Below are 22,784 nucleotides of genomic sequence, written 5' to 3'. Positions count from 1 at the left end.
AAACGGGACAAGATCACCCAAGGATCGCCCGCGCGGGGTCCGTGCGTATGCAGTCCGGGACCGAACGCCGTCAGAGTCTGGACACCGTCAGAGTCTGGACACCGTCAGGGACCGACGCCGTCAGGGACCGACGCCGTCAGCAACCGCCGGCCGTCAGGAACCGCCGCCGCCCGAGTCGCCGCCACCGCCGCCGGAGTCGCCACCGGACCAGCCGCCGCCGTCCGAGCTGCCGCCGCCGAACCAGCCGCCGCCGTCACCACCGCCCCCGCTGTGCCCACCGGCGGCGGCGCCGTCCGAGCCCGTCCAGGTCGAGTCGCCGCCCCAGGAACTGCCGCCCGTCCAGCCGTCGCCGCCCGACCACACCCCGCCCGCCGACGGGTCGGGCGAGGGGTCGGGCGAGGGCACCGCGTCACCGGCTCCGTCGTCGCCCCGTTCCCGGTCGCCGGGCGCAGCCGGGCCGAACGTCGCCGGCACGAGCAGAGCAGCGCTCCCGTCGGACGCGGTGCCGGTCAGGCCGGACGTCGCGCCGGACCGGGTCGCCCGCTTCGGCTGTGCCCGCGTCCCGAGCTGTGCGGTGAAGGCCCACAGCGTGCGGCCGTCGGCCAGGAGCAGCCGCGCCGGGCCCTCGACGGTGTCCCCGGCGAAGAACTCGACCGTCACCCGACCGGGAACGATGGTGTCGACCGGTGCGTCCTGGGGGAACAACAGGTGCAGGTACTGCTGGTGCCCACGGTGCTCGACCACCACCGTCCGCATCGGCCGGCCGGACACCTTCCGCTGCTCGGCCACGGCTTCGCCGTTCAGGGTCAGGGACACCGCGCCGCGCGCGGCGCGCGACCAGGCGCCGCGGTTGCGCGCCCAGCGCCGGGCGCCCTTGACGAAGATCCACAGCACGATCAGGGCCGCGATCCCCGCGACCACGAGGAACGGCGTCGGCGTGCCGAAGCCGTCGTCGGACGAGAACGGGCCCGCGAACAGGACCAGGAGGCCCAGGAACACCAGCGGGAAGAGCAGCCGGAACGTGCCAGGCGAGCCGGCCTTGCGGGCGGCCCGGAAACCGGGATCGAAGCTCATGCCCCGAGGCTAATGTCCGGTTCGCCCGAGCGCTGCGAATGTCGTCACCTTTGAGGCCCGGGTTTCTTCGCTTTGAGCTGGCGCAAAGCGAAGAAACCCGGGCCTCAAAGGTGATCGGGCGGGGCCGGCGGGCTCGGCGGGCGCCTCAGCCCAGCGTCAGCGTGACCGGGGTGCCCGGGCCCTTCGTCGGCGGCTCCTTGGACACCTCCGCGTAGGCGGCGGCCAGCAGGGTCGGGTCGGGCCCCTCCAGCCGTACCGGCTTGGCGACATCGTCCAGCACCACGAACCGCAGCAGGTCGCCGCGCGCCTTCTTGTCGCGGCGCATCGCGGCGAGCAGCTGGTCCCAGCGGTCGCTCCGGTAGTGCACCGGGAGCCCGAGGGAGTCGAGGATGGCGCGGTGCCGGTCGGCGACGTCGTCGGGCAGCTTGCCGGCCATCCGGGCGAGCTCGGCGGCGAAGATCATGCCCACGCTCACCGCGGCGCCGTGGCGCCACTGGTAGCGCTCGACGAGCTCGATCGCGTGGCCCAGCGTGTGCCCGTAGTTGAGGATCTCGCGCAGGCCGGCCTCCTTGAGGTCCTCGCCCACCACCTCGGCCTTGACCCGCACGGACCGCTCCACGAGCTCGGCGATCACGGCCCAGGTCTCGTCCGTGGCGTCCGCGCCGGCCCAGTTCCGCAGCTCGTCGACGTGCGCCTCGACGAGGTCGAGGATCACCGGGTCCGCGATGAAGCCGGTCTTGACCACCTCGGCCATGCCCGCGACGAGGTCCCACTTGTCCAGCGAGGCGAGCGCCGCGAGGTCGCACAGCACGCCCGCCGGGGGGTGGAACGCGCCCACGAGGTTCTTGCCCTCGGCCGTGTTGATGCCGGTCTTGCCGCCCACGGCCGCGTCGACCATCGCGAGCAGCGTGGTCGGCACGTGGACCACGCGGATGCCGCGCAGCCAGGTCGCCGCCACGAAGCCGGCGAGGTCGGTGGTCGCTCCCCCGCCGACGCCGACAATCGCGTCCGAGCGCGTGAAGTCGAGCTGCCCGAGCAGACCCCAGAGGAACGCGGCCACCTGCGGCGTCTTGGCCGACTCCGCGTCCGGCACCTCCGCGACGAACGCCTCGTACCCCGCCGCTTTGAGGTCCTCGGCGATCGCGTCCGCCGTCGCCGACAGCGCGGCGGGGTGGATCACCATCACCTTGGCGGCCTTGCCCACCAGCCCCGGCAGCTCACCCAGGAGGTGGCGGCCGATGACGACGTCGTAGGGAGCGTCTCCCCGGACCGTGATCCGGGTGGGGGCGCTGTCGGTGCTCACGTGACGTTCTCCTCGGTCTTGTTCTCCTGGGCCTGCTCCTCGGCCCTGTGCTCCTCGGCCCGCTTCGGGTCCATCAGCTCCGGCACGCGCAGCTCCAGGCCGAGGGCCTCGATGATCTCCGCCGCGACCTGCTCGCCGGGCCGGTCGCTCGACACGATCGTCAGCGTCGCCAGGCGCTCGTACGTGGGACGCCGCTCGGTCATCAGCTTCTGCCACTGCGCCCGCGGGTTGCCCAGCAGCAGCGGCCGGGCCTGGTTCATGCCGACCCGCTGGGCCGCGATCGCCAGCGGCACGTCGAGGAAGACGACGTGCCCGCCGTCGGCCGCGTACCGGGTCAGGGCCGCCTGCGTGGCCAGGCTCATCACGGCGCCGCCGCCGAGCGACAGCACGCCGTCGTGCTCCGCGAGCGCGGTGAGCACCGCCGCGGACTCCAGCTCGCGGAAGCGGGGCTCGCCGTCGTCCACGAAGATCTCGCTGACCGGCTTGCCGGCGCCCTCCTCGATGTCCGCGTCGGTGTCGCGGATCGTGACGCCGAGGCCGGCGGCGAGCGTGCGGCCCACCTTCGACTTGCCGGAACCGGGCGGTCCGATCATGACGGCGACGGGGCGGGTCGCGTGGGCGGAGCGCGTCATTGCAGCAGCTCCGGGATGGCGGCCACGTAGGACTCGAGGTTGCGCCGCACCTCGGCCACGGAGTCGCCGCCGAACTTCTCGACGGCCGCCTCGGCCAGGGTGAGGGCCACCATGGCCTCGGCGACGACGGCGGCGGGCGGCACCGCGCAGACGTCCGACCGCTGGTGGTGGGCCGTGACGGGCTCGCCCGTGGCGGTGTCCACGGTCGGCAGCGCCCGCGGGACGGTCGAGATGGGCTTCATCGCGGCGCGCACGCGCACGATCTCGCCGTTCGACATGCCGCCCTCGATGCCGCCGGCCCGGTTCGTGGTGCGCTCGATGCCCGGGCGGCCGTCGGGGGCGGTGCCGCGGACGATCTCGTCGTGCGCGGCGCTGCCACGGCGGCGAGCGGTGCGGAAGCCGTCGCCGACCTCGACGCCCTTGATCGCCTGGATGCCCATCAGGGCCGCGGCCAGCCGTGCGTCGAGCCGGCGGTCGCCCTGCACGTAGGTGCCCAGGCCGGAGGGCACGCCGTAGGCGAGCACCTCGACGACGCCGCCGAGCGTGTCGCCGTCCTTCTTGGCGAGGTCGATCTCCTCGACCATGAGCTTCGAGGAGGCGGCATCGAAGGAGCGCACCGGGTCGGCGTCGAGCGCGGCGACGTCGTCCGGGGTCGGCAGCGCGGCGCCGTCGGGCACCTCGACCTCGCCGATCGCGACCACGTGCGACACGAGACGGATGCCGAGCGCCTGCTCGAGGAACTTGGCGGCGGCCACGCCGAGCGCCACGCGGGCCGCGGTCTCTCGCGCGGAGGCGCGCTCCAGCACGGGCCGCGCGTCCTCGAAGCCGTACTTGCGCATGCCGATGAGGTCGGCGTGCCCGGGACGCGGGCGCGTCAGCGGCCGGTTGCGGGCCACCTCGCGCTCGTCGCCGGTGCCGGCGTCGACCAGGAGCGCCTCGGCGGGCACCGGGTCGGCCGACATGACGTCGGTCCACTTGGGCCACTCCGTGTTGGCGATCTCGATCGCGAGCGGCCCGCCCTGCGTGAGGCCGTGACGCAGCCCGCCGAGCACCCGCACCTGGTCCTGCTCGAACTTCATCCGGGCGCCGCGACCGTAGCCGAGGCGGCGGCGCGCCAGGGCGCCCTGGATGTCCGACGTCGTCAGCTCCACCCCGGCGGGCAGACCCTCCATCATGCCCACGAGTGCGGGACCGTGCGACTCACCCGATGTCAACCAACGCAGCATGGTCGGATTGTTTCACGCGCGTGACGGGGTCGGCGCACCGGTCCGGTGGGCGACACACCGACGGTCACGACGCTCCGGCCTCGGCGTGTCGCGCGGGGCAGAGACGTGGCTCCCGAGGAGGTAACGGAGACGTAGCAATGTCTACTCTCCGTAACCCTCCCAGGAGGGTTACGTCGTCCCCCGAGAGGTCGAGGCGCCCGCCATCGAGGTCAGCCCGACGCCAGACCTGCGCACCACTCCCGCATGCCGGCAGGACGGGTCTCGTCAGCGGCGTACCGGCGGAACTGGTCACGGATCTGGTCCTCCCCGTAGCCGCCGACGATCTCTCGTGGAGGCTTGAAGAACGCCAGCTCGTTGGCCGGCTTCCAGTGGCGGATCAGGTCGACCCCGCCGTCGTCGGGCGACCACAGTCCGAAGCAGATCCGGTCGATCCGGAGAGTCACGGCAGCGCCGAGGCACATCAAGCAGGGCTCGAGGTTGACCGCGAGCGTGAGCGGCTCGCGCTGCGGGCCAAGGCCGAGCGCGCGGTCCGCCGCTTCCATGGCCAGGAGATCGGCATGCACGATCCGACGTCGCTGCCGAATCTCCTCCGTGTGCGCCCGGCCGACGACGACATCGCCCCGCAGGACGACGGCACCGATCGGCATCTCACCCTTCGCCAGTCCGACCTCAGCGGTCTCGATCGCGAGACCGACCGCGTCCTCGGGCGACATCACCGACATCGTGAGGCAGATCAGCGGGCCGGAACGGCCAGGGCCGCGCGGAGGGCCTCGTCCATGGCCGCGAGCGGCGCCGCCTGCCCCGTCATCAGGCGCACCTGTTCGGCGGCCTGGTGCAGCAGCATGCGCTCGCCGCCCACGGCGCGGGCGCCGAGCGCCGTCCACGCCGACTGCAGGGCGGTGGGCCGGGGGTCGTAGACGACGTCGAGGAGCACGCCGCGCGGTACCTCACCGGCATCGCCCGCCGCGTTCCCAGGCGCGCTGCCAGCCGCGCCATCGGTCAGCAGCTTGGCCCAGACGTCCGCGGCGTACTTCGGCGTCGTGGAGACGACGGCGTCCGCGGCCACCAGGGCCGACGTCGTCGCCGCGTCGTCGAACACCTCGAACGAGGGGCTGACGCCCATCCGGGCCACGGCCTCGCGCAGCGGACCGATGCGGTCCAGGGAGCGCACGAAGACCCGCGCCGAGGGGCAGCCGATCTCGGCGAGGGCAGCCAGGGCCGACGCCGCGGTCGCTCCCCCGCCCAGGACCACGGCCTCGGCGACGGGACGCGCACTCGCGTCCGTACCGGTGCCCGTGCTCGTGGCCGTGCCCGTCCCCAGCCCCTCCCGCAGCGCCGCGACGATGCCGTGCACGTCGGTGTTGGTGCCGGTGCTGGTGACCACGCCGCCGACCGCTGTGAACAGCACCGTGTTCACGGCGCCGACCGCCTCGGCGAGCGGCTCGACGTGGTCCAGCAGCGGGATGACCGCCTGCTTCAGCGGCATCGTCAGGCTCAGCCCGGCCCAGGCGCGCGCCGGGTCGCCGGCGACGCCGTCCAGGAAGCCCGCCAGGGTGTCCTCGGTGACGTCGTGCACGCCGTAGTCCCAGCCGGCCAGGCCGAGGGCCCGGTAGGCGGCGGCGTGCAGCACCGGGGACAGGGAGTGCGCGACGGGGTGGCCGAGCACGGCGGCGCGGCGCAGAGCAACGTTCATACGGAGATCATCCAGCACGATCGGCTCTAGCCGTTCCAGCCCGGGTTGGCGTCCATCCACGCGTGCAGCTCGGCGATGTTCTGGTCGTGCTCCGCCTGGGTGTTCGCGAACTTCGTCTCGCCGGTCTCGAGGTTCACCGTGCACCAGAAGAAGACATCCGGGTCGTCGGCCGGCTTCATGACCGCCTCGATCGACGCACGGCTCGGCGCGGCGATCGGGGTGGGCGGCAGGCCCTTGTTGCCCCGCACGCTCAGGTTGTACGGGTTGGAACCGTCCGCCAGCTCGGCGCTCGTCAGCCCGCCGCTGGTCCGGCCCAGGCCGTAGAGCAGCGAGGCGTCGATGCCGAGCCACTCGTTCGCGGCCAGCCGGTTCTCGATGGCGGCCGCCATGATCGGCCGGTCCTCCGCCATCCGTGCCTCGCGCTCGATGAGGGACGCCTTGATCAGCACTGTCTCGCGCTGGTCGGCGGGGACCTTCAGCTGCTCCAGGACCGCGCTGGTCTGGGCGATCATCTGCTGGACGACGTCCTTCGCCGGGGTCTGGTCCGGCCTGACCTCGTAGCTGCTCGGGAACAGCCAGCCCTCGGGCTTGCCGCCGGCCTCGGCCGGCAGGAGCGAGGCGATGCCCTCGAACGTCGAGGTGACGTCCGCCTCGGGCCATCCCTTGTCGATCATGCTCGCCCGGATCTGGTCGACCGTATAACCCTCGGGCACGGTGAAACCGGCCCGATCGATCTTGTTCTCGGCGAGCAGGGCCACCGCCGACTCCGCGCTCATCTGCAGCTTCATCGGGTGCGTGCCCGGCTGGATCCCGCCGGCGTCCGGGTTGGCGTTGAACGCATGGACGAACGCCTCGGCGCTCGCGACGACGTCCTTCGCCTCGAGCTCGGCGCCGATCGTGTAGCCGTTGGCCGCCTCGGGGATGTCGACGGCGATCGCCTCGCCGCCGGTGCCCTCGTAGTCGGCGGGGGCGAGCGGCGTCTCGATCCCGAAGAGGTAGCCGTCGTTCTTCACCGTCCACGCGCCCAGGCCGCCCACGACGACCAGCGCTGCGACGACGGCGATCAGCACCGGGCGCAGCGGGCCGCGCCCGCCGCGGCTCCGGCCCCCGCTCCGACGTCCCTGGCGGTGGCTGCCGTCGCGGTCCCCCCGACGACCGCGCGAGCCGCTGGCGTGCCTCGGTGGCCCCTGATAATTCACTCCCGGAAGGGCCTGGGTCACGCGCTCGCTCCATCCTCTACGGTGCGCGGATCACTGGACGAACCACGCTGGTCACCAACCGGGAACACGACACTGCAACCGCACGTCACGATCGCATCACGGGCCGGGTGCCGCGAACGCTACCCCGATCCGTACATTCCCGGCCAACTCCGGGGATTCGTCACCCTCAGCCGTTGGCTGCCTGCCAGTCGCGAAGCTCCTGCTGGTAGGCGAGGTGCTGCTCGTAGGTCTCCGAGAACTTGGTCTCGCCCGTGTCGAGGTTGACCGTGATCCAGTACTTCCAGTCGCCGGGCGTCGGGTGGAGCACGGCGTCGATCGACGTCTCCCCCGGGCTCGCGATCGGCCCCGGCGGCAGCCCCGTGTGCTCGTACGTGTTGTACGGGTTCTTCTCGTTGCGCAGGTCCTCCTTGGTCAGCTCGGTACCGGGCTTGCCGGCCCCGTAGGCGACCGCGGCGTCGATCTGGAGGATCATGCCGTCCTCGAGCCGGTTCTCGATCGCGCGGGCGATCTTCGGCTTGTCCTCGGCGTGCAGGCCCTCCCGCTCCACCAGCGAGGCCTTGGTCAGCACGTCCTCCCAGTCGCCGCCCGGGATCTCCTTCTTCCGCAGCGCCTGCTCGGTGCGGTCGACCATCTGCGTCAGCAGCCCGGCCGCGGAGTCCTTGTCCGGCTTGAGCGCGTAGGTGCCGGCGTAGAGCCAGCCCTCGGGGTCGCCGTCGGCCTGCTTCGGCAGGCCGAACGTGGCCGGCTTCTTCAGGGCGGCCTCGAAGTCCTCGGCGGGCAGGCCCGTGACCTGCACGGCGCGCTCCACGATCTGGTCGACCGTGTAGCCCTCGGGGATGGTGAGCTGCAGGTCCACCATCTCGTTCTTCACGAGCAGGGCGACGGCGTCCCGCGCGGGCATCTCCTCCAGCATGGCGTGCGTGCCGGGGCGGATCGACATCGAGTCCGGGTTGGCCTCGAAGGCGGTGGTGAACGCCGACACGCTGGCGACGACGCCGGCCTTGTACAGCTCCTGGCCCATGACCGTGCCCGTCGCGCCCTCGGGGATCTCGACGTCGACCTGCTCGCCGCCCGGACCCGGGAAGTCCTTGGACTCCAGCGGGTTGGTCAGCCCCATCAGGGAGTCGAGGTTGCTCCAGATCGCGTAGCCCGACCCGCCGACCAGCACGAGGGCGACGAGCAGCACGACCAGCGCGCGGCCGCGCTTGTTGCGCCGACGCCGCCGCTGGGCTCTCCGGCCTGATCTCGGCCCGGGGAACGAGGGATCTGCCTGGGAGCGCGGGGGCGCCGTGAAGAGGTCCGTCACCGGAGACTCACTGTCCTTCGTCGGGGGGTGTCCTTGGGGGGTGGCGCTGAGCTCATTCGTGCGTGTCGTGCACGGTCCGCACCTCGACGAGCTCGCCGGCGCGCTCCCCCTTCGCCCGCTCCGCGTCTAGTGCAGATTGCAGAATGATAACGGCTGCGGCCTGATCGATCACGGACCTGTGCTTCTTGGATTTTCTGCCGGCCGCGTGGAGCGCCTGGTGCGCCGACACGGTCGTCATCCGCTCGTCCACGAGACGCACCTCGGCGCGCTCGCCCGCGGCGGCCAGGGCGACGGTCAACCGGGCAGCGAACCGGCGGGCGTCGGCGGTGGCCGCACCCTCCTTGCCGGACAGGTGCCGCGGCAGCCCCACGTAGACGACGGCGGCGAACCGCTCGACCGCCTCGTCCACGATCCGCGCGACGTCGGCCGTGGTGCCGTCGGCGCTCCGGGCCCCCTGCTTCGGTCCGCCCTGCTTCTGTCCACCCTGCTTCGCGCTCGCCAGCACCCGCGGCACGGTCTCCACGGGGGTGGCGACCAGCCCGTCGGGGTCGCTCGCGGCCAGCCCGATCCGGGCCATGCCGACGTCGACCCCGAGCCGGGCCCCCCGCGGGAGGCCCGGCTCGGTTCCGGTGTCCGTCACGACGTCAGGCACCCACCGCGGCCAGGCGCACGCCTTCGGCGATGCCCGCGAGGGCCTCGCCGAGCTTGGCCGGGTCGGTACCGCCGCCCTGGGCCATGTCCGGCTTGCCGCCGCCACCACCGCCGAGCGTCTGGGCGGCGGTGCGCACCAGGTCGCCGGCCTTGTAGCCGGCGGCACGGGCGGCGGCGTTGGTCACGACCACCACGACGGGGCGACCGCCCGACACGCCGCCGGCGGCGGCGACGACCGGCTCGGCCTCGCCGAGGCGGCCGCGCACGTCGAGCACGAGGGCGCGCAGGTCGTCGGCCTGGGCCTCGCCGGCGTCGTGCGTGACGACGCGCACGTCGCCGACGCGCGGAGCCTCGGCGGCGAGCTTGCCGGCGACGGCCAGGAGCTGGCCCTGCCGCAGCGTGGCGAGCTCCTTCTCGGCCTCCTTGAGGCGCGTCACGAGGGAGCCGACGCGCTCGTGCAGGTCCTCGGGGCGCGTGTTGAGCAGCCCGGTGAGCTGGCCCACCAGGGCGTGCTCCTTGGCCTGGAAGCCGTACGCGCCGTCGCCCACCAGGGCGTCCACGCGGCGCACGCCGGAGCCGATCGACGACTCGCCCAGCAGCGTGACCCGGCCGAGCTGGCCGGTCTGCTTGACGTGCGTGCCGGCGCACAGCTCGCGCGACCAGTCGTCGCCGATCGAGACGACGCGCACGACGTCACCGTACTTCTCGCCGAACAGCGCCATGGCACCGGCCTCGCGGGCCTTCGCGATCGGCATGAGCTCGTCGGTCACGTCGAGGTTGTCCGCGAGGCGCACGTTGACGCGCTCCTCGATCTCCGTCAGGGCGGACGCCGAGACGGCGGACGGCGAGCGGAAGTCGAACCGGATGCGGCTCGGGGCGTTCTCCGAGCCGGCCTGGGTGCGGTCCGGGCCGACGAGCTCGTGCAGGGCCTTGTGGATCATGTGCGTGGCCGAGTGGGCACGGCTGATGGCCTTGCGGCGGGCCGTGTCGATCTGGGCGGTGCCCGGGTCGCCGAGCGCCACCGTGCCCTCGATCAGGCGGCCGCGGTGCACGTTCAGGCCCTTGATGGGGCGCTGCACGTCGTCCACCTCGATGGTGGCGCCGCCGTCGAGCACGATCGTGCCGTGGTCGGCGAGCTGGCCGCCGGCCTCGGCGTAGAACGGCGTGCGGTCCAGCACGACCTCGATCTCGGCCGGGGCCGTGACGGCCGGGGCGGGGACGCCGCCGGTGAGCAGGCCGGCGACACGGACCGAGGCGTCCGTCTGCGTGTACCCGAGGAACTCGACCGGGGCGGTGAGCTCCTTCTCCAGGGCCTCGTAGGCGGCGACGTCGGCCCCGCCGGTGCGCTTGGCCAGCGCGTCGGCGCGGGCGCGCGTGCGCTGCTCCTGCATGAGCGAGCGGAAGGCCTGCTCGTCCACCTGCACGCCCTGCTCGGCGGCCATCTCGAGGGTGAGGTCGATCGGGAAGCCGTAGGTGTCGTGCAGCTGGAAGGCGGCCTCGCCGGGCAGCACCAGGTGCTCGCCGCCCTGCTTCTTCAGTCCGGCCACGGCGCTGTCGAGGATCGTGGTGCCCGAGGCCAGCGTGCGGCGGAAGGCCTCCTCCTCGGCGTAGGCGACGGCCGAGATCTGCTCGAAGTTGGTGCCCAGCTCCGGGTAGGACGGGGCCATGGCGTCCTTCGAGACCGGCAGCAGCGACGGCAGGGCCACGCCGTCCACGCCCAGCAGGCGCATCGCGCGCACCGAGCGGCGCAGCAGTCGGCGCAGCACGTAGCCACGGCCCTCGTTCGAGGGGCGCACGCCGTCGCCGATGATCATCAGGGCCGAGCGGACGTGGTCGGCCACGACGCGCATACGCACGTCGTCGTCGTGGTTCTCGCCGTACTTCTTGCCGCTGAGCTGCTCGGCAGCCTCGATGACGGGGAACACCTCGTCGATCTCGTACATGTTGTCCTTGCCCTGCAGCAGGAAGGCAACACGCTCGAGACCCATACCCGTGTCGATGTTCTTCTTGGCGAGCTCGCCCACGATGCGGAAGTCCTCCTTGGACTTCACGTCGTCGATGGCGTACTGCATGAACACGAGGTTCCAGATCTCGACGAACCGGTCGCCACCCTCGTCGATCAGCGGGCCGCCGTCGGGCCCGAAGGCCGGGCCGCGGTCGTAGAAGATCTCCGAGCAGGGTCCGGCCGGGCCGGGCTGGCCGGTGGACCAGTAGTTGTCCTTCTTGCCGAGGCCCTGGATGCGCTCGTCGGGCAGGCCGACGATGTCCTTCCAGAGCTGGCGGGCCTCGTCGTCCTCGTAGTAGACGGTGACCCAGAGCTTGTCGGGGTCGATCCCCAGCTTGCCGTCCTCCAGCGAGCCGGTCAGGAAGTCCCAGGCGTACCGGATGGCGTCGGCCTTGAAGTAGTCGCCGAACGAGAAGTTGCCGTTCATCTGGAAGAACGTGCCGTGCCGCGTGGTCTTGCCGACGTCGTCGATGTCGAGCGTGCGCACGCACTTCTGCACGCTGGTGGCGCGCGTCCACGGCGGGGTCTGCTGGGCCGTCATGTACGGGATGAACGGCACCATGCCCGCGATGGTGAACAGCGTCGACGGGTCCGGGGAGATCAGCGACGCCGACGGCACCACCGCGTGGCCCTGAGCTTCGAAGTAGTCGAGCCAACGCTTGCGGATCTCGGCGGTGCGCATGAGGTCAGTGGTCCTTCTTCTCGGTCGTACTGATGGGTCGTGCTGGAGGGTGCACGAATTCTGGTGCGGGACGGATGTCCGGGCACGTACCTATTCTGCCGCCGGGAGCGCGGCAGACGGAAACTGAATGATCAGGCCGGGGCGGACGCTACCGCTGGTGGTTCTGCAGCTCGCCCCGGAGGGAGGCCATCAGCTCGGCCTCGCGCTCGGCGCGCGCCGTGGTGAACTCCGACCGGAACGTGCGCGCCATCCGGCCCAGGCGCACCCCGGCGTCGTCCACCGCCGCCGCCGCGCGCTCGCTGACGGCCTCGGGCGTGTAGCGCGCGACCACCTGGCGGCCCTTGTGGATCACGACGACGGTGACCGCCACCCCCACGCCGACCCAGAAGAGCCGGCGGATCATGCGCCGGCCCCGCTCGTTCCGGTGCTCGTGCTCGGGTCACCGTCGGTGTGCCGGCCGCCGCCACCCTTGGCCTGCCCGAACGCCTGCCGCACGCCGTAGGAGAAGGCCGCGACCTTGACGAGCGGCTTGCCCAGCGTCGCCGCGTACAGGCCCGTCAGCGCGGACACGTTCTCGCTGACCGACGCCGCGGACGTGGTGATCGTGTCGACCTTGACGAGCTGCGTGTTCGCGGAGGCCACGGTGCTGGCGGCCTCGTCGAGGATCGGCACCGAGTGCTCGGTGACGTCGCGGACGCTCAGCCGCGCCTCGTCCAGGAGCTTGCCCAGCTTCCACAACGGAACGGCGAGAAAGCCCACGAGGAGCACGAACGCGATCGCCGCGATCAGTCCCGCCACGTCTCCGATGTCGCCGAGGGTCATGCGCAAGCTCCTGCCTGGAAGGTTCGCAGATGTCCGGCGCCGCTGGCTGCCGGGGGACGTCGATCACCCTATCCCGCTCCCGGCCACCCTCGCCCGTCGCCCCGCGGTGCCCGCCCGGATGCGCCCGCGGGTCGCCCGGCCCGGACACCGAACGTAGGGCTGGTCGCACTCTGAGCCCTCAGAGCGCGACCAGTCCTACGTTCGACGGCTGCCGCGGCGACAGCGGCCGCGGCGGCGGCAGCAGCAGCGACGGCGGCTCGTCCCGGGAATGCGGACGGCCCCGTCCGCGCCGGGGCGCGGACGGGGCCGTCCGGTACTGCTGGGTGCGATCAGCGAGCGTAGAACTCGACGACCATCTGCACGTCGCAGGTCACGGGGACCTCGGCGCGCTTCGGTGCACGGGTCAGCGTGGCGGTCAGCTTCTCGAGCTGCACGTCCAGGTAGCCCGGGAGCGTCGGCAGCACGTCGCGGTGCGCGCCCGCGGCGGCGACCTGGAACGGCACCGTGGTCTGGCTCTTCGGCTTGACCTGGATGGTCTGGCCGGGCTTCACGCGGAACGACGGGCGGTCCACGATCTTGCCGTCCACCAGGATGTGACGGTGGGTCACGTGCTGGCGGGCCTGCAGGATGGTGCGGCCGAAGCCGGCACGCAGCACCACGGAGTCCAGACGGGTCTCCAGGTCCTCGACCATGACCTCACCGGTCAGGCCGGCCTGCTTGCGGGCGTTCTCGTAGACCTTGAGAAGCTGCTTCTCGCGAAGCATGTACTGCGCACGCAGACGCTGCTTCTCGCGCAGACGCACCGCGTAGTCCGACTCGGTCCGACGGCGGGCACGACCGTGCTCACCGGGCGGGTACGGACGCTTCTCGAAGTGCTTGACGGCCTTGGGCGTGAGCGCGAGGCCCAGCTTGCGGCTCAGGCGCACCTGACGGCGCGCACGGGTCACAGAAGTCACTGTGATGTCCTGTCCTGTAGATATTGAAGGTCACACCCGGACACGGCTCCCCCACGAAGGGGGACCACACCGGGTGCGGGACCAGCCGATGGAGCGGGGTGCGTGAGCACCATGCTCGCGGGGCCGAGGTCCCAGGGCGTTGCCATGGGCAACCTGAAGATCTTACCGCACGTCGGCGTTCCGGCTCGCCGTGGGCCTGGTCACGCGCGCAGTCACGTGCACAGTCACGCGACCGGTCACCCGTCGCTCCCGAGGATGCCCCGGATGCGCTCCAGGCGCTCCGCGACCTGCCGCTCGTAGCCGCGGTCGCTCGGGTCGTAGTAGCGCGAGCCCGCGAGCACGTCCGGCAGGTACTGCTGCGGCGCGACGCCGTGCGGCCAGTCGTGCGCGTACCGGTACCCGTCGCCGTGCCCCATCTGCTTGGCGCCCGCGTAGTGCGCGTCGCGCAGGTGCGGCGGCACCGTACCCACCTTGCCCGCGCGGACGTCCGCCAGCGCGGCGTCGACGCCGAGGTAGGCGGCGTTCGACTTGGGGGCGGTGGCCAGGTGCACCACGGCCTCGGCGAGCACGATGCGCCCCTCGGGCATGCCGATGAGCTGCACCGCCTGGGCCGCGGCGACCGCGGTCTGCAGGGCGGAGGGGTCGGCCATGCCGACGTCCTCGGCCGCGGAGATGACCAGGCGCCGTGCGATGAACCGCGGGTCCTCCCCCGCGGCGACCATGCGCGCGAGGTAGTGCAGGGCGGCGTCGACGTCGGAGCCGCGGATGGACTTGATGAACGCCGAGATGACGTCGTAGTGCTGGTCGCCGTCCCGGTCGTAGCGGACGGCGGCGACGTCGACGGCGCGCTCGACGTCGGCCAGGCCGATCAGCGGGGTGGAGCCGTCGGCGCCGGTCGCCGGGTCGTCGTCCGAGAGCACCGCGCCCGCTGCCGCCTCCAGGACGGTGAGCGCCTTGCGGGCGTCGCCGCCCGCCAGCCGCAGCAGGTGGTCGGTCGCGTCCTCGTCGAGCTCGACCGCGCCGCCGAGGCCCCGCTCGTCGGTGACCGCGCGCAGCACGAGCGCGCGCACGTCCTCGGTCTCCAGCGGCTTGAGCGTGAGCAGCAGCGAGCGGGACAGCAGCGGCGAGTTGACGGAGAAGCTGGGGTTCTCGGTGGTCGCGGCCACGAGGGTGACCCACCGGTTCTCCACGCTGGGCAGCAGGGCGTCCTGCTGCGACTTGGAGAACCGGTGCACCTCGTCGACGAACAGCACGGTCTCGTCGCCGCCGGTGGCGAGCCGGCGCCGGGCGTCCTCGACCACCTGCCGCACGTCCTTGACGCCCGCGGTGACGGCGCTCAGCTCCACGAAGCGGCGCCCGGACACGGTCGCCACGAGGTAGGCGAGCGTCGTCTTGCCCGTACCGGGCGGCCCCCAGAGGATGACCGACGACGGCGCGGCACGGCCACCCCCACCTGGTTCGATGAGCCGCCGCAGCGGCGACCCGGGGACCAGGAGGTGCTCCTGTCCCGCTATCTCGTCGATCGAGGCCGGGCGCATCCGCACGGCGAGGGGTGACGACGCCCGCGCGGTGGGGGTACCCGCGGTATCGGTCGTCACCGTACTGAAGAGGTCGTCGAACACCGCCCCAGCCTACGGATGCTCACTGACACCCACGTGCTCACCGACGCCCACGTGCAGATCTGGCGCGTGTGCGGGCCACGGCTCGTTGGGCTCCCGCGGATCCTCGGGCAGGAGGGTGCCGACCCAGGCGTCCCGGCGCACGCCGCGCTGCAGGCCGTGCCGGCGCAGGGTGGCCTCGTGCCGGAAGCCGAGCCGCCAGGCGACCCGGCGGGACGCCCAGTTGCCGACGTAGGCGACCCAGCTCACCACGGACAGGCCGAGCCCCTCGGGGTCCAGGGCCCAGTCGACCACGAGCCGGGACGCCTCGGTGCACAGCCCCCTGCCCCGCGCGTCCGCCGTCATCCAGAAGCCGAGCTCCCCGGCGCGCTCCTCCGCCGGGGTGCCCTCGCAGGTGAGGCCGACCATGCCGATCAACGGCCCGTCGGCGTCGCCCGGGGCGCGCACCGCCCACGTGTACACCGAGCCCTTCGCCCAGCCCTCGGACACGTGGTACCGCACGAAGCTCTCGGCGTGCCTGCGCTCGTAGGGCACCGGCACCACCGTCCACTCCGCGACGGCGGGGTCCTGGCAGGCCGTGGTGATCGCGTCCACGTCCGAGTAGGTCGGGACGGACAGGCGGACGTGCTCCGTGGCCAGGACGAACGGTTCCATCCCTCGATGGTCCCACAGAAACACGCCCCTACCTGCAGGTTTACCGTTTCGGGCGGCTCCTCGCGAACGTCGGGCCGGTGACGTCGGTCACGCCTCGCCGACGTCGTCGTCCCCGTCGTGGGCCGCGCCGGGCGCCTCGTCCGCGGCGCCGTCAGCGCCGACGTCAGCGCCGTCGTCGACCGGCTTGCGCAGGGTGCTGTACACGGCCCAGGCCACCGCGATGAGCGGGACGGCGACGATCGCGCCGAGGATGCCGCCCACCACCGTGCCGCACGTGACGCCCAGGGCGACCACGACGGGGTGCAGCGAGACCTGCTTGCCCATGATCAGCGGCTGCAGCACGTGGCCCTCGAGCTGGCCGATGCCCGCGATGCCGAGCGTGACGATCAGGGCGGTCAGCAGACCGTCCGCCGCGAGCGCCACGACGGCCGCGATGATCATGGCCAGCGGGGCGCCGATGAGCGGGATGAACGTGCCGATGAAGACCAGCACGGCGAGCGGGGCCGAGAGGGGCACGCCGAGGATCGTGAGGAAGATCCCGGCGAGGATGCCGTTGGTGATGGCGACGAGCACGGTGCCGCGGGTGTAGCCGGAGAAGGTGTACCAGCCGACGTCGGCGGCGTCGCTCCAGCGGCTGCGGGTGCGGGCGGGGACCTGCTGCATGAACCAGCGCCACATCGCGCCGCCGGAGGCGAGGAAGAAGACCGTGCAGAAGATCGCGAGCGCCAGCACGGCGATGCCCTCGACGATGGAGCCTGCGCTCTCGGCCGCCCGGCCGACGAGGGTCTGGGCGTTCTCCTGGAGCCAGTCGGCGGCGTCGTCGATCCACTGGTCGCGCGTGTCGACCTGGACGTCGACCGGGAGCGGGTTGTTCTCGATCAGGCGCACGATCTGGTCGATGCCGGTGTTGAACTCGCCCGCGAGCCGCTCCCACTGGCCGGCCACGGAGACGACGACGTAGGTCACGAGTCCGCCGACCACGAGGATGCCGGACAGGATGGCGGCCGCGGTGGCCAGGGCGCGGGGCATCACCCGGTCGTAGAGGTCGGTCAGAGGGTTGAGCACCGCGGTGAAGACCAGCGCCAGGAAGACCGCGACGAACACGAGCAGCACCTGGGTGACGGCCCAGAACACCAGGGCGACCCCGGCGACCACCAGGATCAGGCGCCACGACCAGCCGGCGGAGGTGCGGAGCCAGGGCGGCGGCGCGGAGTCGCGCTGCTCCGGGCCGGCCGCCCGCGGTGCGGCTGGTCGTGGTGCGGAGTCCGGAGAACCGTGCGGTGCGGGGTGTGGTGCGGGGTCAGGCACCGAGTCAGTCTGCCTCATGGGGGGCCGCTGTGCTCTGTACGGGCGCCGTCCCTGCTGAGGCCGTGCTCTCCTCCGGCGCCTGATCCGCCGCCTGTTCCGGTGCCTTGCACTGCACCGGCGCCGCCCCGCGCAGCGTGCTGAACACCGCCCAGGCCACCGCGGTGAGCGGGACGGCGACGACGGCGCCGAGCAGGCCGCCGAGGACCGAGCCGGCGGCCACGACGAGCGCCATCACCACGGGGTGCAGCGAGACCTGCTTGCCGGTGATCAGCGGCTGGAGCACGTTGGCGTCGATCTGCGCGACGACGACCATGCCGATCAGCACGACCAGCGCCAGCACCGGGCCCTTGGCGGCCAGCGCGACGAGCACGCTGATCACGATGGCGGCGACGGGGCCGATCATGGGGATGAACGCGCCGAGGAACACCACGACGGACAGCGGCAGCGCCAGGGGCACGCCGACGACGGACAGGAAGATCCCGGCGAGGATGCCGTCGGACAGCGCGACGAAGAACATGCCCCGGGTGAAGCCGGAGAACGAGTTCCAGCCCGCGGCTGCCGCGGCCTCCCACCGGTCGTGCCGGTCTGCGGGGACGAAGTCGAGCGCCCACCGCCACATGCGGCTGCCCTGGGTCAGGAAGAACACGGTGCAGAAGATCGCGAGGACGACGGCGGTCGCGCCCTCGGCGATCGACCCGGCGCTCTCGGCGGCGGTGCCCGCGTAGTCGCCCGCGTGGGACTGGAGCCAGGCGCCGCCGTCCTTCAGCCAGTCGCCGGGGGTGCCGAGACCGGCCAGCATCGGGATGCCGGTGAGCAGCTCGGCGAGGTCGGTCAGGCCGGTGCCGAACTCGGTGGCAAGGTCCTCCCACCGGCTCACCACGGAGGTGACCACGTAGGTCACGAGCGCGCCCACGGCGAGCACCGCCGTCAGGAGCGATGCGGCCATGGCGAGGCCGCGCGGCATGACCCGGTCGTAGAGGTCGCCGAGCGGGAGCAGCACGGTGGTGAAGACCAGGGCGAGGAACAGGGCGACGAACACGACCTGGACCAGGCCCACCACGTAGAACACGATGGCCACGGCCGCCACGATGCCGACCAGCTTCCAGGCCAGCTCGCCGGTGGTCCGGATCCACGGTGCGCCGAACGTGGTGGGCGGCGGGGCCTGCCCTGCGGGCTGCGCCGGAGCCTGAGCCGGAGCCAGTGCCTGCTCCGGGGCGGCGGGCCGCGGGGTGGTCGGCGGCTCTGCCGCTGTCGTCGGCGCTACCGTCGGCGCGTCAGCCGTCATCGCCATGCTCCCAATTTTGTTATGGGCGAATTGTCCAGGGCGGACCCTAGCGGCGCGGCGCTTCTCCCGACAACTCCCCTCACTCCGTGAGCGACTGCCCCGCGCGGCGCGGTCAGCCCGCGAGCGGCTGCCCCGTCAGGGCGGCGACGTCGCGTTCGGTCGGACGGGCGCCGGCACGTGAGCCCGCACCTGTGCCGGCACCCGTGTCGGCGCCCGGGGCCGCCTGCGCCGTCGCATGCACGGTGGCACGCGCGACGACGGCGTCGCGCCGGTCGTCCTGCCCGCTGGCACCGGGCGGCAGCAGGGCGGCGACGGCGCGCACCACCGCCGGGTCGGACGCCGCGTCGGCGAGGACGCCGGTGCGACCGAGGGCGAGGTCCGCCGCGGCCGCCGTCCCGGCGTCGGGCGAGGCGGCCAGCAGCTCCAGCGACAGCGCCGCGGCGCCGAGCACCCCGGCGCCGAGCACGGACTGCAGCACGTCACGGTCGCCGAGCAGGCCGGCGAGCACGGCGTCCTCGGGTGCCGTGCGCACGAGGGCGGCGGGACGCGCACCGACGCTCTCCCCCCGGCGCGCGGCGAACCGGGCCGTCAGCTCATACCTGCCCGGCGCGGGGAACAGCGGCACGCTCCCCGACGACAGCAGCGGCACCGCGGCGACCAGACGCCCGCCCGCGGGCAGGTCGACGGATCGCGGTGCGGAGTCCACGGGCCACGGCCACGTGGCCCGCACCGGCGCGCCCCCGGCGCCCGCCACCTCGATCTCCAGGTCACCCTCGACCAGGTTCAGCCGGGCGCTGACGGTGGCGGGGGCGCCGGTCGCGACGAGCTCGACGTCCGCGAACGCGATGCGGTCGAGCGGGAGGGAGGCCACGGCGGGCCGGATCCGCAGCTCCAGCCCGCCGCCGTCCTGGACTGTCTCTGTCACGGTGTCGATCCTTCCCCCGTGCGGTCCAGGTGTCACCCGGTCAGCGGCCCTGCGGCTCGGTGAAGTCCGCCGCGACGCGCTGCGCGGCGGCGAGGTCCTTCCCCGCGGCCGTGCGTGCGCCGCCCTTCGACCGCGACTTCAGCGCGGCGATCGTGTCGGCCACGACCGGCGCGTTCTTCTCGGTCGGGCTCGCCACCGTGACCGCGAGCGCCGCCGCACGCTCCGCCGACCGCCCGGACAGCGCCAGCTCGAGGAAGTGCGAGGCCTCGTCCGGGGACGCGATCCGCACGTCCTGGGCGCGGACGTCCGTGAACGAGCGGGTGAGCGAGTTCGCGAGCACGAGGGCCCCGGCCGCGCCGGTGTCGGTGTCGCTGTGCTGCTCGGCCAGGTCGGTGAGGACCGCCCGGGCCGCGACGTCGGTGGCGAAGTCGCCCAGGGCGATGGCCCGCCCGACGCCGGGCGTCAGGGTCTTCGCGCTGATGTCGACCTCGGCGTCGGTGGCCGGGCCGCGGACGTCGACCGTGACGGACGCGGAACGCACTGTGGTCAGCGGGTCCACCTCGAGCTGCGCGGCGACGGTGTGCCGGCCGGGTTCCGTGAACGTGACGCCCTGGTTGGTGAAGAACACCTGGACGTGGTTGCGGAGCGACTCCCCCGGCTGCAGCACGACCGTCGGGCGCGGGCCGCAGCCGATCGCGACGTCGACGAGGTGCTGCAGCGAGTGGTCGGGCGGCGTGTGCAGGAGGACGAGGTCGCCCTCCGACAGGTTGATCAGCGTCGTGACCGTGCGCGGCTGGTCCGAGACGTTGGTCAGCGCGACCTCCGCCGTGACGTACTCGCCCACGTACGCCTGGGCGGGCATCGCCACGGTGAGCTCCAGGCCCTCGTCGCCCGTGTCGCCGCCGAGCCCGGCGACGTCGACCGGCGCCGGGAGGCCTGCCGACAGGTCGCCGTGCCCCCACCCGAAGTTCTTCCAGCCCGGCCGCACCTGCGGGTCGGGCGAGTGGATGAGCGACGTGCGGTCGTGGTCCGAGAACACGAACGCCGCGTTGCCCGGGTACGGGTTGGCCGCGGTGGCGAAGCCGATGACGTCGCCCGTCTGGTTCATGATCTCGATGCCGATGCCGGGGTTGTGCACGTCGTGCTTCGGGTGCCACAGGTTGAACGCGTGCCCGGCCTCGTGCACCAGCGTGCGCAGGAACGCCGCGGGCACCTCGTCGAGCGGACGACCGCGCGCCGGGGCCGCGATGACGGAGTCGTTGCCGAGCCGCACGTCGGCGAAGCCGGCGGCGCCCTCGCGGGGCACGGTGTCGTCGTCGAACATGATCCCGAACAGGCCGCCCTGCGACGAGCCGACGAACAGCCACAGCCGCCACCCCTCGCCCGGGACCGTCTGCCGGTGTCCCGTCATGAGGGTCGCGAGCTCGGCGTTGGTGAGGTCGTTGTCGTTCGGCACGTTGATCTCGTCCGTCACGACCGTGACGTCCCAGCCGGCCGTCGCGTAGACCGACCGCACCGTGGCGGTCGCGCCCGAGCCGATGGTGGCGGACGCCGGGAACACCCGGTTGACCATGGCGTCGACCTCGATGCGACAGCCGCGGTACATCGGCGACGTCTTGCGCGCCGTGACGTCGGTTACGGTGCCGCCGATCGACAGCGTGCCGGTCATCCGGTCCGAGGGGCCGAGGAACCTGGACGCCGTCGTCACGACCAGCGGCCGGCGGCAGCTCAGGGTGAGGGTGCCCGTGTCGGTCGAGACGAACTCCTGCGTGGTGCGGTTCCACAGGTGCCGGACGATCTGCACGGTCAGCGTGCCGCCCGCGTAGGTGGCGCCGTTCGACCGGAAGTACCAGGAGTACTCCGACGCGGGGAAGGCGGGGTACCAGCGGAAGCTCAGCGACGGGATCTCGGCCAGGATCCCGGGGTCGATCCCCTGTGCGTCCGGGCCGGCGGTGTCCGGGCCGGCGGTGTCCGGGCCGGCCGCGTCACCGCCCGGCGTGCCACCGGCGGCGGCGCCCGCGACGGCGCCCGCGAGGGGCCCCGGGTCGGGGATCGGGAACGGGCTCGGGATCGGCAGGCGCGGCTCGAGGACGGGCGGGAAGACCCGTCGGGAGTACATGTCGCCCGAGACGCGCAGCGACGAGCTGCCGACCTCGATGCGCAGCGCGCCGCGCACCTCGGGACCGAACACCGTGCGGCGCTCCAGCTCCAGGAGCCACGAGCCGTCCAGCGTGCCGATGGGACACGGCCGGGTGAGCAGCTCCGGCCGGATGACGGGACCGACGACGAGCTGGCCGTCGGCGTCGAACTCGAGGGGGGCGGTGTGGTGCCCGCTTCCGTGCCCGTGGTGGTGTGCGGCGGTGGCCTCGTCGCCGCATCCGCAGTCGTGGTCCATGGTCGTGCTCGCTCTCCCGACCGCGGACGCGGCCGCTGACAGGGAAGAGCGCCCGCGGGACGGCGCTGATGGCCACGGCGCCCGAGTTCACCCGAAGATCACCCGGAAAGCCAGGGACGCCCGGGACTGGCGATATCGGGTGAAATATTCCCGCCGTCCGCAGGGTTGGCGTCCGGGTGAGGTGCCCGCGGACGTGCTCGTACGCGATCGCGAGGGCGCGACCGACGACGAGAGGTGAGCAGTGACCGACATCGTGCAGAACCCGTTCGCGATCCAGCCCGGGACGGTCCAGCCGGGGCTGACCCGGATCCGTGCCCTGAGCGAGGGCGAGGTGGTAGCCGACGCCGCTGCACCCCTGCTGGTGTGGGAGTACTCGTACGCGCCCCGGTACTTCTTCGCGCCCGAGGACGTCCGGGCGGAGTTCCGCCCGGCGGGCGAGGGCGAGCGCTCGCGCGTGCTCGGGCCGAGCGAGCTGTTCGACGTCATGCTCGGCAACCGCGTCCTGATGCGTGCTGCCCAGCGGTACCCCGAGGCGCCGACCGCGGGCATGCGCGGCGCGTACACGCTGACGTGGACGGCCATGGACACCTGGCTCGAGGAGGACGAGGTGATCCACTTCCACGCGCGCAGCCCGTACGTGCGGGTCGACACCCTGCACTCCAGCCGCCACGTGCGGGTGGTGCTGGGCGGTGAGGTCGTCGCCGAGTCGCGCCGGCCCGTGATCCTGACCGAGACCGGCCTGGTGCCCCGGTTCTACCTGCCGCGGGTCGACGTACGCATGGACCTGCTGAGCCCGACCGACGCCGTGAGCTACTGCCCGTACAAGGGGACGGCGCGGTACTGGTCCGTGACCGCGGGCGACCTCAAGGTGCACGACGCGGTCTGGGGGTACGAGACCCCGCTGCGCGAGGCGGCGGGAGTCGCCGGACTGGTCTGCTTCTGGCCCGAGAAGAGCGCCGACCTGGAGGTCTGGGTGGACGGCGAGCGGATCGGGCAGCCGTAGGTCCGCGCGGCCCGCGGCGGGCGGC

At 72.8% G+C, this 22,784-nt stretch carries 20 protein-coding genes; 1 reads left to right on the top strand and 19 read right to left on the bottom strand.

All coding sequences use genetic code 11. From position 1 onward, the window contains the following. Positions 1-153: 153 nt before the first annotated feature. The 19 genes from ACZ7LE_RS19905 to ACZ7LE_RS19815 all read right to left on the bottom strand — a co-directional run bounded on the left by ACZ7LE_RS19905 (position 154) and on the right by ACZ7LE_RS19815 (position 21,756). Entirely contained in the window at positions 154-1,074 is a 921-nt protein-coding gene (locus ACZ7LE_RS19905; protein WP_470404981.1) for a hypothetical protein, read from the bottom strand. 145 nt (positions 1,075-1,219) lie between these two features. After that, positions 1,220-2,377, bottom strand: coding sequence for a 3-dehydroquinate synthase (gene aroB / locus ACZ7LE_RS19900; protein ID WP_470404980.1), 1,158 nt, complete (start codon positions 2,375-2,377; stop codon positions 1,220-1,222). After that, positions 2,374-3,009, bottom strand: coding sequence for a shikimate kinase (locus ACZ7LE_RS19895; RefSeq protein ID WP_470404979.1), 636 nt, complete (start codon positions 3,007-3,009; stop codon positions 2,374-2,376). Before ACZ7LE_RS19895 ends, aroB begins: the two co-directional genes overlap by 4 nt. Beyond that, a complete protein-coding gene (aroC, locus tag ACZ7LE_RS19890; RefSeq protein ID WP_470404978.1) occupies positions 3,006-4,235 on the bottom strand; it encodes a chorismate synthase in 1,230 nt (409 codons plus the stop codon). Before aroC ends, ACZ7LE_RS19895 begins: the two co-directional genes overlap by 4 nt. Positions 4,236-4,444: 209 nt before the next feature. Continuing rightward, the gene (locus tag ACZ7LE_RS19885; protein WP_470404977.1) at positions 4,445-4,948 is read right to left on the bottom strand and encodes a nucleoside deaminase; all 504 of its coding nucleotides are present in this window, start codon (positions 4,946-4,948) and stop codon (positions 4,445-4,447) included. A 20-nt stretch (positions 4,949-4,968) separates the two neighbouring features. Continuing rightward, positions 4,969-5,928, bottom strand: coding sequence for a shikimate dehydrogenase (locus ACZ7LE_RS19880; protein WP_470404976.1), 960 nt, complete (start codon positions 5,926-5,928; stop codon positions 4,969-4,971). Positions 5,929-5,954: 26 nt separating this feature from the next. Further along, complete coding sequence (gene mltG / locus ACZ7LE_RS19875; protein WP_470404975.1) at positions 5,955-6,998, bottom strand: endolytic transglycosylase MltG; 1,044 nt, start codon at positions 6,996-6,998, stop codon at positions 5,955-5,957. 316 nt (positions 6,999-7,314) lie between these two features. Next, positions 7,315-8,454, bottom strand: coding sequence for an endolytic transglycosylase MltG (gene mltG / locus ACZ7LE_RS19870; RefSeq protein WP_470404974.1), 1,140 nt, complete (start codon positions 8,452-8,454; stop codon positions 7,315-7,317). 52 nt (positions 8,455-8,506) lie between these two features. After that, the gene (gene ruvX, locus ACZ7LE_RS19865; protein WP_470404973.1) at positions 8,507-9,094 is read right to left on the bottom strand and encodes a Holliday junction resolvase RuvX; all 588 of its coding nucleotides are present in this window, start codon (positions 9,092-9,094) and stop codon (positions 8,507-8,509) included. A gap of 4 nt (positions 9,095-9,098) precedes the next feature. Next, the gene (alaS, locus tag ACZ7LE_RS19860) at positions 9,099-11,792 is read right to left on the bottom strand and encodes an alanine--tRNA ligase (protein ID WP_470404972.1); all 2,694 of its coding nucleotides are present in this window, start codon (positions 11,790-11,792) and stop codon (positions 9,099-9,101) included. Positions 11,793-11,940: 148 nt separating this feature from the next. Next, positions 11,941-12,195, bottom strand: coding sequence for a hypothetical protein (locus tag ACZ7LE_RS19855; protein ID WP_470404971.1), 255 nt, complete (start codon positions 12,193-12,195; stop codon positions 11,941-11,943). Beyond that, positions 12,192-12,614, bottom strand: coding sequence for a DUF948 domain-containing protein (locus ACZ7LE_RS19850; protein ID WP_470404970.1), 423 nt, complete (start codon positions 12,612-12,614; stop codon positions 12,192-12,194). The genes ACZ7LE_RS19855 and ACZ7LE_RS19850 overlap by 4 nt, the downstream gene beginning before the upstream one ends. Before the next feature lie 329 nt (positions 12,615-12,943). After that, complete coding sequence (rpsD, locus tag ACZ7LE_RS19845; RefSeq protein WP_182615637.1) at positions 12,944-13,570, bottom strand: 30S ribosomal protein S4; 627 nt, start codon at positions 13,568-13,570, stop codon at positions 12,944-12,946. A 236-nt stretch (positions 13,571-13,806) separates the two neighbouring features. Further along, positions 13,807-15,192, bottom strand: coding sequence for a replication-associated recombination protein A (locus tag ACZ7LE_RS19840; RefSeq protein ID WP_470404969.1), 1,386 nt, complete (start codon positions 15,190-15,192; stop codon positions 13,807-13,809). Between the two features lie 9 nt (positions 15,193-15,201). Beyond that, positions 15,202-15,843, bottom strand: coding sequence for a GNAT family N-acetyltransferase (locus ACZ7LE_RS19835; RefSeq protein WP_470404968.1), 642 nt, complete (start codon positions 15,841-15,843; stop codon positions 15,202-15,204). Between the two features lie 87 nt (positions 15,844-15,930). Continuing rightward, positions 15,931-17,151 carry an AI-2E family transporter gene (locus tag ACZ7LE_RS19830; protein WP_470404967.1) on the bottom strand — a complete coding sequence of 407 codons (1,221 nt, stop codon included), beginning with the start codon at positions 17,149-17,151 and terminating at the stop codon, positions 15,931-15,933. A 4-nt stretch (positions 17,152-17,155) separates the two neighbouring features. Beyond that, the gene (locus ACZ7LE_RS19825; RefSeq protein WP_470404966.1) at positions 17,156-18,442 is read right to left on the bottom strand and encodes an AI-2E family transporter; all 1,287 of its coding nucleotides are present in this window, start codon (positions 18,440-18,442) and stop codon (positions 17,156-17,158) included. A gap of 106 nt (positions 18,443-18,548) precedes the next feature. After that, entirely contained in the window at positions 18,549-19,361 is an 813-nt protein-coding gene (locus ACZ7LE_RS19820; RefSeq protein WP_470404965.1) for a hypothetical protein, read from the bottom strand. A 40-nt stretch (positions 19,362-19,401) separates the two neighbouring features. Then, positions 19,402-21,756: a hypothetical protein gene (locus ACZ7LE_RS19815; RefSeq protein ID WP_470404964.1), complete on the bottom strand. Its 2,355-nt coding sequence runs from the start codon at positions 21,754-21,756 to the stop codon at positions 19,402-19,404. A 241-nt stretch (positions 21,757-21,997) separates the two neighbouring features. Between ACZ7LE_RS19815 and ACZ7LE_RS19810 the strand changes: the two genes are divergently transcribed. After that, on the top strand, positions 21,998-22,759 hold the full coding sequence (locus ACZ7LE_RS19810; protein ID WP_470404963.1) for a DUF427 domain-containing protein: 762 nt from the start codon (positions 21,998-22,000) through the stop codon (positions 22,757-22,759). Positions 22,760-22,784 lie beyond the last annotated feature (25 nt).

The sequence above is a fragment of the Promicromonospora sp. NPDC110617 genome, assembly GCF_055598465.1.
Note: the sequence above shows the minus strand (reverse complement) of the source record. Positions and strands in the feature narration are given on the sequence as shown.

Coding starts and splice junctions, on each gene's coding strand:
- ACZ7LE_RS19895 (WP_470404979.1), bottom strand. CDS start 3,009: ATGACGCGCTCCGCCCACGCGACCCGCCCCGTCGCCGTCATGATCGGA.
- ACZ7LE_RS19905 (WP_470404981.1), bottom strand. CDS start 1,074: ATGAGCTTCGATCCCGGTTTCCGGGCCGCCCGCAAGGCCGGCTCGCCT.
- aroC (WP_470404978.1), bottom strand. CDS start 4,235: ATGCTGCGTTGGTTGACATCGGGTGAGTCGCACGGTCCCGCACTCGTG.
- ACZ7LE_RS19850 (WP_470404970.1), bottom strand. CDS start 12,614: ATGACCCTCGGCGACATCGGAGACGTGGCGGGACTGATCGCGGCGATC.
- ACZ7LE_RS19825 (WP_470404966.1), bottom strand. CDS start 18,442: ATGGCGATGACGGCTGACGCGCCGACGGTAGCGCCGACGACAGCGGCA.
- ACZ7LE_RS19880 (WP_470404976.1), bottom strand. CDS start 5,928: ATGAACGTTGCTCTGCGCCGCGCCGCCGTGCTCGGCCACCCCGTCGCG.
- alaS (WP_470404972.1), bottom strand. CDS start 11,792: ATGCGCACCGCCGAGATCCGCAAGCGTTGGCTCGACTACTTCGAAGCT.
- ACZ7LE_RS19885 (WP_470404977.1), bottom strand. CDS start 4,948: ATGTCGCCCGAGGACGCGGTCGGTCTCGCGATCGAGACCGCTGAGGTC.
- ACZ7LE_RS19855 (WP_470404971.1), bottom strand. CDS start 12,195: ATGATCCGCCGGCTCTTCTGGGTCGGCGTGGGGGTGGCGGTCACCGTC.
- ACZ7LE_RS19835 (WP_470404968.1), bottom strand. CDS start 15,843: ATGGAACCGTTCGTCCTGGCCACGGAGCACGTCCGCCTGTCCGTCCCG.
- ACZ7LE_RS19815 (WP_470404964.1), bottom strand. CDS start 21,756: ATGGACCACGACTGCGGATGCGGCGACGAGGCCACCGCCGCACACCAC.